We start from the raw sequence: 14,684 nt of genomic DNA, 5'->3' as shown, positions 1-14,684 counted from the left end.
CGGAAGTGTCAGGGGGAGCACGATGAACAAACTACCAAGCGGCCGGAAGAACGCGGCCACCGGCCGCAAAACCGGCAAGATGCTGACTGTTGCCGGCATCTGCCTCGCCGTCGGTGCCGGCGGGATAGGCGCAGCCACCGCCCCGGTCTGGGCCGACAGCCCCTTGCCCTCGGAGTCGTCGGCGCCCATGCGCAACGTCGCCGGCCTTGCCGCTCCCGTCGTGAAGGCCGTCGAACTCGGCGTAACACCCGTCGACGGTGCCAAAGACGTCAACCCGGGCTCGCTGCCGTCCGTCAAAGCGGTCAACGGACTGGTCAAGGACGTGCGGCTGCAGCCGGAGCCCGGCGGGACACCGGTGCCCGGGACGACAAGCGCGGACGGTTCCACCTGGACCGCCGCGGAGCCACTGGAGTTCAACACCAGCTACCGGTACAGCTTCACGGTCCTGGACCGGGCCGGCCGGGAAACGAAAAAGAACCAGCGATTCTCCACAGTGGCGACGGCGAACGAAGCTGACGCTGCCGTCTTTCCACTGAACGGCAGCACGATCGGCGCCGGGCAGCCGATCGAGATCGTCTTCAGCGAACCGGTCCTTAACAAGGAAGCCGTGGAGAAGGCGGTGGCGGTCACGTCGACGCCCGGCCAGCCGGTGGCCTGGCGGTGGTACTCCGACCGCCGCGCCCGGATCCGGCCGGAGAACTTCTGGGCGGCGAACAGCCGGATTTCCCTTGACCTGAAGCTGTTCGGGGTGGATTTCGGCAACAAGATGGTCGGTAACTCGGACACGAAAGTCTCCTTCACGGTGGGGCCGCAGCGGATCGCCGTCGTCGATGACGTCACGAAAACCATGAACGTCTACTTCAACGGCCAGCTGGTCAAAACGGCCCCCGTCACCCTTGGCGATGCGGACTGGCTCTCGCCCACCGGCTACGCGGTGATCATGGAGCAGGAACGCAGCTCCAAGTTCAACGCCGGCAGCATCGGCCTGAAACCGGGGGACAAGGGCTACTACCCGCCACTGACCGTGGAGTACGCCAACCGGCTGACGACGTCGGGTGTCTACGTTCACCAGGCACTGGAGTCGGCCTGGGGCGCGGTGGGCAGGTTCAACGTCTCGCACGGCTGTGTGGGGTTGCTTCCGGCGGACGCCGAGTGGTTCTTCAACAATATGGAGACAGGCGACCTCGTGCAGACGCTGAACACTGGTGCGCCGCCGGTCGAACCTCTGGAAGGCTTCGGGGACTGGAACATCCCGTGGGCCCAATATGCCAGACGCTGAACCGGCTCAAAATGCCCGAATCGTTCCGGCCACGGGGTGGCACCTCGCGGGGGTTGAGGCCCTGACGGTAGGCTCGGAGTCAGATATGTGGCGCTGCCGGACCCCAGGTCCGGCAGCGTGGAACCCTACGGAAGCGAAGCTGCAGTGACTGAGAAAAGTCCCACCCCTCCGAACCGGCAGGAACCGCTTTTGGATCCCGCCGAGGACGGCGACGAGCCTGCCTTCGAGTGGATGAAGCCGGCCGTCGGCAAGCGGGCCGACTCGGCCGCCGAAGGTCCCGCCGCCGAAGGTCACGCCGCCGAAGGTCCCGACGCCGACGTTCCGGCCGCCAAAGGTCCCGTTGCCAGAGTTCCGGACGACGGGACCCAGCCCGCCGGGGCCCAGACCGCTGAAGCCCCGGCGACCCGTCAACGTCAGGGACGCCGCGCCGAACGGCTGGCCGCAGGCACAGCCACCGCTGGCAGCACTGAAACCGGTGGCAGCACACGAACGGGCACGGAGGGCCGCTCGTCCGCTGCCGGCGGATCCGGCGGCCACGGCTTCGACGAGCCGCTGCCCACCTCTGCGCTGCAGCTGCGGCCGCCCCAGGAAGAGGTAGAGCGCCGGAACGCCGAGCGAGAGCACGCCGCCAACGCAAAACCGGTGGCCCCGCGGGTCTGGCAGGTCCTCCTCGCGGTCTGTTACCCGGTCATCCTGCTGGTTCTGGCCGTACGTGCCGTGACCAGCCCGCTGTTCCTCTGGGTGGAGTACAACCGTCCCGGTTTTCCAGGCGACGGCTACGGCTTCAACACCGATGACCGAATGACCTATGGCTCCTATGCCGTGGACTACCTGAGCAACTGGTCCGGCCCGCGCTACCTCGGTGACCTCGTCAACCGCAGCGGCGAGAAGCTGTTCAAGGACGGCGAAGTCAGCCACATGGCCGACGTCAAGGCGGTCATCCTGTCCGCCTTCGGCGCAGGCGCCCTGCTGATCCTGCTCAGCCTGATCGCCATCCTCTACCTGCGCCGCCGCAGCACCGGCGGTGTCCGCCGCGGCCTGTTCGCCGGGTCGATCGCCACGCTGGTGATCATCATCGGTCTGGGCGTGCTGGCGGTACTGGGCTGGGAACAGTTCTTTACCGAGTTCCACCGCATCTTCTTCGCCAACGGCACCTGGACGTTCTCCCTTCAGGACACGCTGATCCGGCTGTTCCCGGCCCAGTTCTGGGTGGACGCAGGAATCGTGATCGGCGCCCTCGTGCTGCTCGCGGCCCTCCTGACCCTCATCCTCACCTGGCCGACCCGCAAGCGCCGCGGTCTGCCGCCCCGGCGGGCCACTAGAACCGATGAGTCCGGGGATTCAAAGGCCGGGGCCGGTGACCGGCCGGGGCCCAATGAACGGGATGCGACCGGTGCGCAGGCGGCGACCGGTGAACAGGCGGCGACCGGTGCGCAGGCCGCGCCCAAGGGCCGGCGCTTCAGGCGCCGGAACCGTGCGGGCGAGAGCCCCGCGTCGGCCGGAACGGACGCCGCTCCCGACGGCGGCGCCTCCAGCATTGACTCGCGGCAGGCCAGCGATACACCGGCGGAACCAACAACAGGGTCGACGGCGGTCCGGGACAGCGCTTCCTAGGCTAGGCGTCTCCTAGACGGCCGGCACGCGGCAGTTCAGACACGGCAGTTCAGACACGGCAGCCAGCGGATGGCCGCCGACGGCGAAGCGGCCGGCACGAAGGTGCCGGCCGCTTCGCCGTCCAGCCATCGGGCCGGCCGCTTCGCCGTCCCGACCCGTTAGCCGTAAAGCCGGTCGATGTGCGGCTGGAAGTCGCGCACAACCGCGGAGCGCTTGAGCTTCAGCGACGGGGTGAGGTGGCCGGACTCGACCGTGAAGTCCGCGTCCAGGACTGCGAAGCTCCGGATTGACTCGGCAGTGGAAACCAGCTTGTTGGCCTCGTCCACCGCAGCCTGGATGGCGGCCCTGACCTGCTCATTGACGGCCGCCTCCGCGACGCTCATGGCGGGGATCCGGTGCGCCGCGCACCAGTTCTCAAGGCCCTCGGGGTCCAGGTTGACCAGGGCGGACACGAACGGCCGGCCGTCGCCGACCACCACCGCCTGCGCCACGAGCTGGTGTTCGCGGACCTTTTCCTCCAGCGGCTCGGGCGCCACATTCTTTCCGCCAGCGGTGACCAGAAGGTCTTTTTTCCGGCCGGTAATGGTCAGGAAGCCGTCTTCGTCCAACGACCCCAGATCGCCGGTGCGGAAAAAGCCGTCCACGAAGGCCTCCGCGTTGGCCGCGGCGTTGGCGTGGTAGCCCTTGAAGACGCCGATGCCCTTGACCAGGATCTCACCGTCGTCGGCGATCCTGATGGTGGTCCCCGGCACCGGAATCCCTACCGTTCCCACCTTCGTGCGGGTCGGGGTGTTTGCGGTGCACGGCGCCGTGGTTTCGGTCAGGCCGTAGCCCTCAAGGACTGGAATGCCGGCGCCGCGGAAGAAATGCGCGTCGGTGGAGCTCAGCGGACTGGCTCCGCAGACGGTGTAGCCCAGCCGGCCGCCGAAAGCCCGCCGGAGCTTCGGGTACAGCAGCCGGTTAAAGACGCCGTGCTTGGCGCGCAGCAGCCAGCCCGGTCCCGCGCCCTCGCCGCGGGCGGCCGTGTCGAGGGCTTTCGAATAGTCCACGGCGGCGGCGGTGGCCGCTGCGAAGAGCCGGTCTTTGCCCGCGAGGGAAGCCGTGTGCGCGGCTCCGGCGTAGACCTTCTCGAAGATCCGGGGGACCACCAGCAGGAAGGTCGGCTGGAAGGTGCCGAGGTCATCCAGGAGCTCCTTGGCGTTGGAGGTGTGGCCCAGGGTGGTGCCGGCGCTGAGACAGATCACCTGGACGGCGCGGGCCAGGACGTGGGCCAGCGGCAGGAACATGAGCGTCCGGGTGGAGGGCTGCAGCAGGATTTCCGGCAGGAACAAGACGATGTTCTTTGCCACCAGAGCGAAGTTACCGTGCGTGATTTCGCAGCCCTTGGGCCGTCCGGTGGTGCCTGAGGTGTAGACGAGGGAAGCCACGTCCGCCAGGCCGGCGGAGGTGCGGTGCCGCTCCAGTTCGGCGTCGCTGACCCCGCTGCCGGCGGCGGCGAGGCTGGCCATGTTGGGGGCGGCGCCGTCGTTGTCCATCCGAACGACGCCCAGCAGCCGGTCCCCGAGCAGGGCGGAGCTGTCCAGGACTTCCTGGACCAAGGCGGCTTTGGCCTGGTCCTGGACGAAGACACGCCGGGCTCCGGAGTCATGCAAGATCCACTCGACCTGGCTGGCGGAGGACGTCTCGTACACCGGCACGGTGACGCCGCCGGCGAACCAGATGGCGAAGTCCACCACGGTCCACTCGTAGCGGGTTGCCGACATCACGGCGACCGTCTCGCCGGGCGTGAGGCCGCCGGCAATCAGGCCCTTGGCCAGCGCCCTCACCTGGTCCAGGAACTGCCGGGCCGGAACATCGATCCAGCCTGCGGGACCCTTGCGGGAATAGAGCGCGTGGGCCGGGTTTTTCCCGTGCTGCTCCAGCAGCAGGTCCGTTACGTTGCTGTTCGGTTCCAGCTCCACGAGCAGTCCGGTGCTAGCTTCTCTCACAACCTGCGTCTCCCGTTCCGGTCAGCTGCCCGGCGACCCCGGGGTTCCGCTAGTAATCCTGCCCTAGATCCAGGACGGCATCCACATCCGGAACCGCCAGTCCTGGTATGAGATCAGCTCCGCAGTCCACACCGGGTAGAAGAACGCCGACAGCAGCACGGCCGCCACGACGAACAGCGCCACCACGAGGAAGCCGGAGCGGCGCCGCCATAGCGGGTCCGTGCGGCTGCCCAGCACCAGCCCCAGGCAGTACACGAGAGCGAGCACCAGGAACGGCTCAAAAGAGACAGCGTAGAAGTAGAACATGGTGCGTTCCGGGTACAGGAACCAGGGCAGGTACCCGGCCCCGACGGCGGCCAGCACCGCCCCGGCGCGCCAGTCCCGGCGACCCGCCCACCAGAACAGCAGCACGCCCAGGCAAATGGCGGCGCTCCACCAGATCAGCGGATTGCCCACTGAAAGGATGGCTGAGGTGCAGTTGCCGGGCAGCTCGCAGCCGGCCGTGCCCTGCTTGGGGGATTCGTAGAAGAACGACGTCGGCCGGCCCATCACCAGCCAGCTCCAGGCGCTCGCCTCGTACGGGTGCTCCGCGCTCAGCCCCTGATGGAACTTGTAGGCCTCGAGGTGGTAATGGGCCAGCGAGCGGAGCGAAACGGGAATCCAGCCCCATTCCGCCGAGGGGTTGTTCTGGGCCCAGTGCCGGAAGTAGCCGTTGCTGGAGCGGAACCAGCCGGTCCAGGTGGCCGTGTAGACCAGAGCTGCGACCGGGACCGTGCTCAGGAAGGCGCCGACCCCGTCCTTGAGGATGCCGCCGGCAATCCAGCCGTGGACGCCGGCGATGCGGCGCGCGCTGAGATCCCACAGGACGGTCAGCAGCCCGAACCCGGCCAGGAAGAACAACGCGGACCATTTGGTGCCCACAGCCAACCCGAGGCAGGCGCCCGCGGCCAGCCGCCACCAGCGGATCCCCAGCCACGGGCCGGCGGCGAGCTGCAGCCGGGTCGGGACGCCGCCGGTGGAGGCGGCAGCCTGTCTGCTGAGCCGCGCCGCGAGGCGGCGCCGGCCGTCGTCGCGGTCCATCAGCAGGGCCCCGAAGGCCGCCAGCACCCAGAAGCTCAGGAAGATGTCCAGCAGCGAGGTCCGGGACATGACCAGGTGGTGGCCGTCCACGGCCAGCAGCACGCCGGCAACCGCCCCCAGCGTGAGCGAGCGGAACAGCTTCTGGGCGATCAGCGCCACCAGGAAAATCGATAGGGTGCCGGTCAGTGCGGCGCCGAAGCGCCAGCCGAACGAACTTTCTGGTCCGAACAGCCACATCCCGGCGGCGATCATCCACTTGCCCACCGGCGGGTGGACGACGTATTCCGGGCTGTCCAGCAGGATCCCGGGCTTTCCGGCGATGAAGGAGTCGTTCGCTTTGTCCGGCCAGGCGCGTTCGTAGCCGCTGATCAGGTAGGAGTAGGCGTCCTTGACGTAGTACGTCTCGTCGAAGACCAGATTGTGCGGGGTGTCCAGCCGAACAAAGCGCAGGATGCCGCCGAGCACCGCGGTGAGGGTCGGAACCAGCCAGAACCAGAGGCGCAGCGACGGCGGGTAGTCGCGCCAGCTGCGGAGGTCGCCGATCAGGCGCTGGCGGAGTGCTTCGGCGGTAAACGCCTCTGCCGGCCGGCTTATCCAGCGGTGACCCTCAAGGTTGCGCGCGCTGCGGGCGGGCCGGTCCGCGGCGTGGCCAGCCTGGTCCGGGCGGGCGTCGGCGGGCGCTGCTGCGGTTGAACCGGCCTCGGCAGGCCGCATGGGGGTCTGCGTCACGCTGCCCATGCTACCTGCGACGGCTGGAATCGTCGGACCCGCCGCCCGGCGGCAGTAGGCTGGTCGTGTGGATTCCGAGCAGAGCAACAGCCAAGGCGCACCCCCCGGCGGCGGGCACACCGATCCCGCCGCGGATACCGCAGGGAATGCCTCCGGCGGTGTGGTTCCGTCGACCCGCGCGGCGGCCGACTCGGCGGGGGCGGCGGCCGGCACAGCGACGGCGGCCGGGCCGGGCCGGATCGTGCTGGCAGCCACCCCGATCGGGAACGTCGGCGATGCCTCGGCGCGGCTGATCGGGCTACTGGAGACAGCGGACATCGTTGCCGCTGAAGACACCCGGCGGCTGCACCGGCTCGTGCAGAGCCTTGGCATCACCGTTTCCGGCCGGGTGATCAGCTATCACGAGCACAACGAGGCGGCCAAGACCGGTGAGCTTCTGGAACAGGTCCGTTCCGGCAAGACACTGGTCATGGTCACGGATGCGGGAATGCCGTCGGTGTCGGATCCAGGCTTCCGGCTGGTGGAAGGGGCCGTAGCTGCCGGGCTCACCGTCACGGCGGTCCCGGGACCTTCGGCCGTGCTGACGGCGCTCGCCCTGTCCGGGCTGCCCACAGACCGGTTCTGCTTCGAGGGGTTTCTGCCGCGCAAAGCCGGGGAGAGGTCCTCCCGGCTCGCCGAACTCGACGCCGAACAGCGCACCATGGTCTTCTTCGAAGCGCCGCACCGGCTGGAGCCGATGCTGCGCGCCCTGCACGAACGATTCGGCGCCGACCGCCGGGCTGCGATCTGCCGGGAACTGACCAAGACCTACGAAGAAGTCATCCGGGGCAACCTGCGTGAGCTTCTGGAGTGGGCTGAAACGAGCGAGGTCCGCGGCGAGATCGCCGTCGTGGTGGGCGGCGCGCCTGAACGCGAGCCCGGGAAACCGGAAGACCAGGTAGCCGCCGTGAACGCCCTCATCGCCCAGGGGATCCGGCTCAAGGAAGCTGTCGCCGCCGTCGCCGAGGACGCCCGGGTCAGCAAACGCGAGCTGTATTCCGCGGTGCTGGCCGCCCGCTGAGGCCTGGCTTGCGGTGGCGGTGCCACCCACCGGGTGGCCGCTGAGCCGGTGCCTTCTCGTGGGTGCGGGCGCTGTGCAGCTGCACAGCGCAATCGGCCGGAGCTAGTGCGCGGAAGCGTAGACACTCCGGAGAACCCGGCAGTACCGTGGCAGTAGTCCGGCCCTGCGGCACCCTGCCCGCGCAGGCCGATCGAGAACGTTTTCCCAACCACTGCCGACGAGGGAGTCATTGTGACTGTAACTGCCCAGCCCACCGTTACCGCGGAGCGTGAGGCCGCACTGCTGGCCTCGGTGCCGACCGGCCTGCTGATCGACGGACAGTGGCGTCCGGCCGCTTCCGGAAAGACCTTCGACGTCGAAGATCCCGCCACCGGCAAGGTGCTGCTCAGCATCGCCGACGCCGGACCCGAGGACGGCGCCGCCGCCCTGGACGCCGCCGCCGCCGCGCAGGAGTCCTGGGCCAAGGTCCCGCCGCGGGAACGCGGGGAGATCCTGCGCCGCGCCTTCGACATGGTCACGGAACGGGCGGAGGACTTCGCGCTGCTGATGACCTTGGAGATGGGCAAGCCGCTGGCCGAAGCCCACGGCGAGGTCACCTACGGCGCCGAGTTCCTGCGCTGGTTCTCCGAGGAAGCGGTCCGCGCGTTCGGCCGCTACTCGGTCTCGCCGGACGGCAAGTCCCGGCTCCTGGTAGCCAAGAAGCCGGTAGGACCCTGCCTGCTGATCACGCCGTGGAACTTCCCGCTGGCCATGGCCACCCGTAAAATCGCCCCCGCCGTCGCGGCCGGCTGCACCATGGTGCTCAAGTCCGCCAACCTGACGCCGTTGACCTCGCAGCTGTTCGCCGCCGTCATGCTCGAAGCCGGCCTGCCCGCCGGCGTGCTGAACGTCATCCCGACGTCCACCGCCGGTGCCACCACCGGCCCGCTGATCAAGGACTCACGGCTCCGCAAGCTCTCCTTCACCGGCTCTACCGAGGTGGGCCGCCGGCTGCTCGCCGACGCCTCCGAGAACGTGCTGCGGACCTCGATGGAACTCGGTGGCAATGCTCCCTTCGTGGTCTTCGAGGACGCCGACGTCGATGCCGCCGTCACCGGGGCGATGCTCGCGAAGCTGCGCAACATGGGCGAGGCCTGCACCGCGGCCAACCGGTTCATCGTGCACGAGTCCGTGGCCGACGAATTCGCGGAGAAGTTCGCTGCGAAGATGAAGGACATGACTACGGCCCGCGGGACCGAGGCGGAGTCCAAGGTCGGGCCGCTGATCGACGGCAAGAGCCGGGACAAGGTCCACGAACTGGTTACCGACGCCGTGTCCGCCGGTGCGGTCACCGTGCTCGGCGGCGCCGCCGTCGAGGGCCCGGGTTACTTCTACCAGCCGACCATCCTCAAGGGAGTCGGCGAGGGCGCGCGGATCCTGTCCGAGGAAATCTTCGGCCCCGTCGCCCCGATCATCACGTTCGGCACCGAGGACGAGGCGGTCCGGCTCGCGAACAACACCGAGTACGGCCTGGTGGCCTACGTCTTCACCAAGGACCTGAACCGGGGCCTGCGGATGGGCGAACGCCTCGAAACCGGCATGCTGGGCCTGAACGCCGGCGTGGTGTCCAACGCGGCCGCCCCGTTCGGCGGCGTCAAGCAATCGGGGCTGGGCCGCGAAGGCGGCCTCGAGGGCATTGAGGAATACCTCTACACGCAGTACATCGGCATCGCCGACCCCTACGCCGACCAGCAGCCGGTGGGCTAGCCGCGGCGAAGCCTGCGGACGGCGCCGCGGAACCTGGACCAGGTTGCCGCGGCGCTGTTGCGTGCACGGCCCGCCGGGACGGCGAGTGCACCCAACGGTGCCGAAGCCCCGCGGCGCCATCGTGCCAAGAGGGAGGGCGGCAGCCAGCCGGCGCGGAGCCGCGCCCACCACCCCGCGTGGGCCTGCAGCGTTCCCCTGACCGAGGCAATCCTGTCCAGCGCGACCGTGTCCGGCATGACCCCGTCGGGTCCGGCTCCGCTGGCCGTGACTCCGTCGGCTCCATCGGCGCCGGCCGCTGTTCCGGCGGCAGCGGCGGCGGACCCGCTGGCTCCGTCGGCAGATGTTCCGGCGGGGGAGACCCCGGCGGGGTAGCCGGACCCCGGGCGGCCGTACCGCTCGCGCTCGAAGTCGGCGGTCAGGGCGGCGACGGCGGCATGCGCCGGTGCGTCGGCTCCGCCCGCATCGCCGAACACCGGGGACCTGCGCAGCCGTGCGGCGAAGTGCCGCGGGGATTCGCTGTTGCGTGGCGGGACCCCGTAGTCGGTGGCCAGATCCTGCAGTTCTGCCCAGGCCGGCACGGCCCCGCCGGGTCCGGCGGCCGCCCTAAGCCGTTGCCTGCGGAGCCGGCGGCGTGCCAGCGCCGGGCTCGCCACCAGCAGTACGAGCAGCAGCAGACCGCCGGCGGCTAGGAGCAGCGGAACCAGCAGGTTGCCGGTGCCGGCTCCGCCCTGGGCTGCAGGCAGCGGCAGCGGGACCGGTGCGGGCGCCGTGGTAGCCGCACCGGTGTCGGACGGGATCAGGCCGTCGTTGCTCTCGTTGGTGCTCGCCCCGCTGGGCGCGGCCGGCTCCGCGGCGTAGGCAGGAACGACGCCGCGGGAGGGCGTCGGTTCGAACGCCACCCAGCCGACGCCCTGGAAGTAAAGTTCGGGCCAGGCATGCGCATCGCGGGCATCGACCTCGTACTCCGGAAGCGCCCCCTGGCCCGCGACCGACACGGTGGCTCCGGTGGGACGGCCGGGCGCGTAGCCGACGGCGATCCGGCTGGGGATCCCTTCCAGGCGTGCCATCACCGCCATTGCGGAGGCAAAGTGGATGCAGTAGCCGCTCTTCTGGGCTAGGAAGTCCGCCAGCACCGAAAGGCCGTTGCCGTCATAGCCGCCCTGGACCGGGGACTGGAGCGAGTAGCTGAATTCCGTGGAGCGCAGGTATTTCTGGATCGCCATGGCTTTGGCGTACGCGGTGCTGGTTCCGGCGGTGACGGTGTCCGCTGTCTGGCGGACGATCTGCGGGACATTGGCCGGGACCCGGGTGAACGTTTCGGACACGCCGCGCACCGGACCGGAAGGCCGGGCGGCCAGCACCGCCGGAGTCAGCTTCGGCGCGATAGAGGCCACCAGGTACTGCTGGTTCCGGGAGTTCGCGTCGACGCCCTTGATGCTCAGCGTGGCCGGATCCCAGCTCCACCGGCCCGCCAGTCCGCTGACCGATTCGGGCGCGTACGGGACCGGGAGGTAGGGGCTGGTGAACTGGCCGGTGTTGACTGCTGTGAGCACCCGGACCTGCTCCTCGACAGCAGCGTCGGGCCCCGGGTCCATCTTTCCGGTCCCCAGCCGGCGGCCGGCGTCACGGTCGTCCGGTGACCATGAGTCGCCGTCGAAGCTGTCCACGGTCACTGACCGCAAATAGGGCGCCGCCGGGGCGTTGGTGGCGTAGGTGATCCGGCCGTTTCCGCTGGGGCTGCGCAGGCTGTTGCCGAGGCTGATCATCGGGTTCAGCCCGGTTGTCGTGCCCCAGGGGTTCAGCCGGGAGCCCTGCGGGAAGGTGCCCTGGTCAAAGCCGGGAATGGCGAGCTGGAGCAGCAGCGTCAGGGCCAGCGCCATGGCCCCGGTCAGTCCGGCGCGTTTGAGCTGCCCCGGGCTGCGCGCTGTGTCCGCCCGCAGACCGGACCCGGGGTGGAACCAATGGCTGCAGGCCAGGATTGAGAGGTAGCCGACGGCGGCCCCGGTGAAGCCCAGCCAGCCGACGCTTTGCGGCTTGACCATGGCCGGGACTACCAGGATCGCCAGGATCCCCAGCCCGCTCGTCGCCGGCAGCGCCAGTGGAAGGCAAAGAGTGTCGATCAAGATCACCAGCAGGCCGAGCACGCCGCAGATCAACAGTACGATGCCGGCATTCGGCGCCACCGGGGTGCTCTCGCCCAGGACGGTTTCGCGGGCGCGCTGCAGGTACCGCGGCAGTTGCGCGACCGTGTCGTCGGACGGGATGAAGCCGGCGATGCTGTGTTGCCGGAAGAAGGTGGAGGTCAGCACCAGGGCCAACGCCACGAAGCCGCCGGCGGCGACCAGAACGCCGGGCAGCCGCAGGGCCCGCAACGCGGCCATCGCCAGGGCGACGGTCAGGACGGTGGTGAGCACGGCCGGATACCAGGCCCAGCCGCGCAGCACGCCGTTCAGCCCCAGTGCGGCCCCGGCGACTGCGAGCGCGACGGCGAGCCCCATCGCCCACGGCTCGACGCCGGCCGGTTTCCGCCGGCCTGTTTCGTCCGGAACTGCGCGCTCTCCGCCGTCGGACGCGGTCCCGGACGCCGCGCTGCGTTGCGGGGTAAGTGTCATCGCCGTGCCCCCGCCCCGCGCCGCGCGTCGGCCGCTGCCCCGAGCGCCGGGGTTCCGCCGGAATCAAACGCCGACCAAGCCGCCGGCAGCGGTGTCGCCGGGGAAGCGGCCACCGCCCGCCAGCCGCCACGGCGCAGGATGTCCAGCACCGGGCCGGTGTCAGCCGCGCGGTCGGTGACGACCAGCGCGAAGGCGTTCGCGCCGAAGGCCGCCGCCGGGGCAAGGGCCTGCGCCTCCGCGGCCGTGAGCCGGCCGAGGATGGCAAGGAGCGGCCCGCGCAGCCGGTGGGCTGAGAGCTTGTCCATTAACCGGTCGTCAAAGGACTGCGGGCCGGTGTCGGCGGATGGGTGGTGTGGCCCGGTGAGCTGGATGGCGGCCAGGCTTTCCGCTATGGACTGCAGGCCTCCGGCGCCGACGTATTCGTCGGCTTCCGGGTGGGGTGCCGAGGGTGAATGCAGGAAGGCCGGTTCGCCCGCCGGGTCCAGGCAGCGGAGGGCGTAGCTTCGCTCGGCGAGGTGGGCGCTGATGGACATTCCGGCGGTGACTGCCCACTCGAATTCGTCGCTGGTCACCAGGTCTTGCCCGTCCGCGGCGGTGCCGCCGCTGGAGACGTAGCCGCCGGCGTGGGAGTACGCCAGGAAACGGTGATCCAGAATCACCGTGGCCTCGGGAGTCGTGACGGATTCCTCCTGCCGCACCATAAGTGAGCCGTGCCGCGCCGTCGCCGCCCAGTGCACCCGGCGCATCGGATCGCCGTGCCGGTATTCCCGGGTCATGACGTCGTCGTCGCTGGGGTTCGCGCGGATCCGCGTCGCGGTCACGCCGTCGTGGCCGCGTGCGCCGGCCAGCCCGGTGGCCGGAAGTTCGACGGCGGCCGGGGTTACTGTAAGGACGTCCCCGGCGTCGATTGCGTGCCGGTGGACGGAGAGCCCGAAAGGGTCGGAGAACTCAGCGGTGACGGGACCGATCAGGAACTGGCCGCGTTTGGCGCTCCGCAGCTGGTACTCGTAGCGGCTGGAGCCGGCGGTAACGGCCCGTGCCGGGAAGCGGAAGACCGGGGACTGCCCAAAGCGGGACGGGAGCTGCTCCTCCATCAGCGCCTGGCCGGATCCCGGGCCGGTGCGGGCCACCGCCAGCCGGACCGTCGTCGTGGCGGAGGTTTCGACCGGTGACGGGTTGAACTCGCGGTAAACCCGGAACCGTGGTTTCAGCACCCGCGTCCCGGCGAGGGCCAGCAAAGGCAGGAACAGCAGGAGCAGGGCCAGGACCAGCAGGTCGCGCCGGCCCATGACCTGCGCCGCCAGCAGGGACACTGCACCCGCTGCCAGCAGACCCCAGCCGCGTGAGCTGAAGATCTGCTTCGGAACCCGGTCCAGTAGCCCCACTGCCGCGCCGGCCCTCAGCGCCGAAACGTGGAGTGTTGCGCGGCGGGGTTGTCGCGGCGGCCGGGCGCGGCGCCCTCCTGGCCGACCGGCACCTTCGCCAGGATCGAGCGGATGACGCTTTGCGGCGTCTCGCCGGTGCTGGCCGCCTTGCGGTCCAGGATGATCCGGTGGGCCAGGACCGCCTCGGCGACGCTCACGACGTCGGTCGGGCAGCACGAAGTCCCGGCCCTCCAAAGCGGCGGTGGCCTTCGCCGCGCGGAGCAGCTGCAGCATGGAGCGCGGGCTCGCGCCGAGCCGCAGCATGGCGCTTTCTCGCGTCGCACGGCCCAGCGACACCGTGTATTCCTTGATCGACTGCGACACGTACACCTGCTGGACGGTGGCGATCATGGAGGCCACTTCCTCCGCCGTGACCACCGCGGCAACCCGGGTCAGCGGCGAGCTGGCCTGGTGCGTCTCAAGCATCTCCATCTCGGAGATCCGATCCGGGTAGCCCATGGAGATCCGGGCCATGAAGCGGTCGCGCTGTGCTTCCGGCAGCGGGTAGGTCCCCTCCATCTCGATCGGGTTCTGCGTTGCCACCACCATGAAGGGCTCGTCCAATTTGTAGGAGGTCCCGTCCACGGTGACCTGGTGCTCCTCCATGCACTCCAGCAGCGCGGACTGCGTCTTGGCGGAGGCGCGGTTGATCTCATCGCCGATGACGATGTTGGCGAAAACCGCCCCGGGCCGGAACTCGAACATCCGGGACGCCTGGTTGTAGATGGACACTCCGGTGACATCGGAGGGCAGCAGGTCCGGTGTGAACTGGATCCGGCTGACAGTACAGTCGATGGTGCGGGCCAGCGTCTTGGCCAGCAGGGTCTTGCCCACTCCGGGGACGTCCTCCAGCAGCAGATGGCCCTGGGCCAGGAGCACTGTCAGGGCCAGCTTGGCGGCGTCAGCCTTGCCGTCGATCACGGTGTTGATCGCCCCGAGGATGCGTTCGCTGGCGGCGTGAAACGCGGCAGCCTCCATCGGTGCGGGCAGGCCCGGCCGAGACGGAACCCGCAGACCTGCTTCAGCCGGTGCCGGAGCATCCGGATAGCCCTGCGGCTCGGGCAGCGCTTCGTCTACGGAGGTGCGTCGGTGGTAGTCCATCGGCAGCCTTTCAGCCCTGGTGCGGCCCGGGCGGAGCGGCAGCTGCTGCCG

7 protein-coding genes and 2 pseudogenes are annotated in these 14,684 nt (G+C 69.7%); 4 read left to right on the top strand and 5 right to left on the bottom strand.

Annotated features, from left to right (window positions below; translation table 11 throughout):
* Positions 1-22: 22 nt before the first annotated feature.
* Positions 23-1,279 (top strand): Ig-like domain-containing protein, encoded by a 1,257-nt coding sequence (locus QFZ61_RS15860; RefSeq protein ID WP_307037634.1) that lies wholly within the window; start codon positions 23-25, stop codon positions 1,277-1,279.
* A 144-nt stretch (positions 1,280-1,423) separates the two neighbouring features.
* A pseudogene (locus tag QFZ61_RS15855) lies at positions 1,424-2,588 on the top strand (TIGR01906 family membrane protein); the annotation flags it as partial.
* Between the two features lie 463 nt (positions 2,589-3,051).
* Here the strand turns inward: QFZ61_RS15855 and QFZ61_RS15850 are convergent.
* A complete protein-coding gene (locus QFZ61_RS15850) occupies positions 3,052-4,881 on the bottom strand; it encodes a long-chain fatty acid--CoA ligase (RefSeq protein ID WP_307037633.1) in 1,830 nt (609 codons plus the stop codon).
* Positions 4,882-4,944: 63 nt separating this feature from the next.
* On the bottom strand, positions 4,945-6,699 hold the full coding sequence (locus tag QFZ61_RS15845) for a dolichyl-phosphate-mannose--protein mannosyltransferase (protein ID WP_307037631.1): 1,755 nt from the start codon (positions 6,697-6,699) through the stop codon (positions 4,945-4,947).
* 229 nt (positions 6,700-6,928) lie between these two features.
* Here QFZ61_RS15845 and rsmI point away from each other — a divergent pair, with 229 nt between their 5' ends.
* Positions 6,929-7,750 carry a 16S rRNA (cytidine(1402)-2'-O)-methyltransferase gene (gene rsmI / locus QFZ61_RS15840; protein ID WP_307038256.1) on the top strand — a complete coding sequence of 274 codons (822 nt, stop codon included), beginning with the start codon at positions 6,929-6,931 and terminating at the stop codon, positions 7,748-7,750.
* Between the two features lie 231 nt (positions 7,751-7,981).
* On the top strand, positions 7,982-9,496 hold the full coding sequence (locus tag QFZ61_RS15835; RefSeq protein ID WP_307037629.1) for an NAD-dependent succinate-semialdehyde dehydrogenase: 1,515 nt from the start codon (positions 7,982-7,984) through the stop codon (positions 9,494-9,496).
* Here the strand turns inward: QFZ61_RS15835 and QFZ61_RS15830 are convergent.
* The 3 genes and pseudogenes from QFZ61_RS15830 to QFZ61_RS15820 form a co-directional block, all read right to left on the bottom strand.
* Positions 9,493-12,108 carry a DUF3488 and transglutaminase-like domain-containing protein gene (locus tag QFZ61_RS15830; protein WP_307037628.1) on the bottom strand — a complete coding sequence of 872 codons (2,616 nt, stop codon included), beginning with the start codon at positions 12,106-12,108 and terminating at the stop codon, positions 9,493-9,495. The two genes, QFZ61_RS15835 and QFZ61_RS15830, sit on opposite strands and share 4 nt — an antisense overlap.
* Positions 12,105-13,493 carry a DUF58 domain-containing protein gene (locus tag QFZ61_RS15825; protein ID WP_307037627.1) on the bottom strand — a complete coding sequence of 463 codons (1,389 nt, stop codon included), beginning with the start codon at positions 13,491-13,493 and terminating at the stop codon, positions 12,105-12,107. The genes QFZ61_RS15830 and QFZ61_RS15825 overlap by 4 nt, the downstream gene beginning before the upstream one ends.
* Before the next feature lie 14 nt (positions 13,494-13,507).
* Positions 13,508-14,633 (bottom strand): annotated as a pseudogene (locus tag QFZ61_RS15820) (AAA family ATPase).
* Between the last annotated feature and the right edge of the window lie 51 nt (positions 14,634-14,684).

Source organism: Arthrobacter sp. B3I4, assembly GCF_030816855.1.
GTDB lineage: Bacteria > Actinomycetota > Actinomycetes > Actinomycetales > Micrococcaceae > Arthrobacter.
Note: the sequence above shows the minus strand (reverse complement) of the source record. Positions and strands in the feature narration are given on the sequence as shown.

What these genes read in the sequence shown, in the direction of transcription:
- QFZ61_RS15830 (WP_307037628.1), bottom strand. Translation starts at nt 12,108, where the DNA reads ATGACACTTACCCCGCAACGCAGCGCGGCGTCCGGGACCGCGTCCGAC.
- QFZ61_RS15860 (WP_307037634.1), top strand. Translation starts at nt 23, where the DNA reads ATGAACAAACTACCAAGCGGCCGGAAGAACGCGGCCACCGGCCGCAAA.
- QFZ61_RS15845 (WP_307037631.1), bottom strand. Translation starts at nt 6,699, where the DNA reads ATGGGCAGCGTGACGCAGACCCCCATGCGGCCTGCCGAGGCCGGTTCA.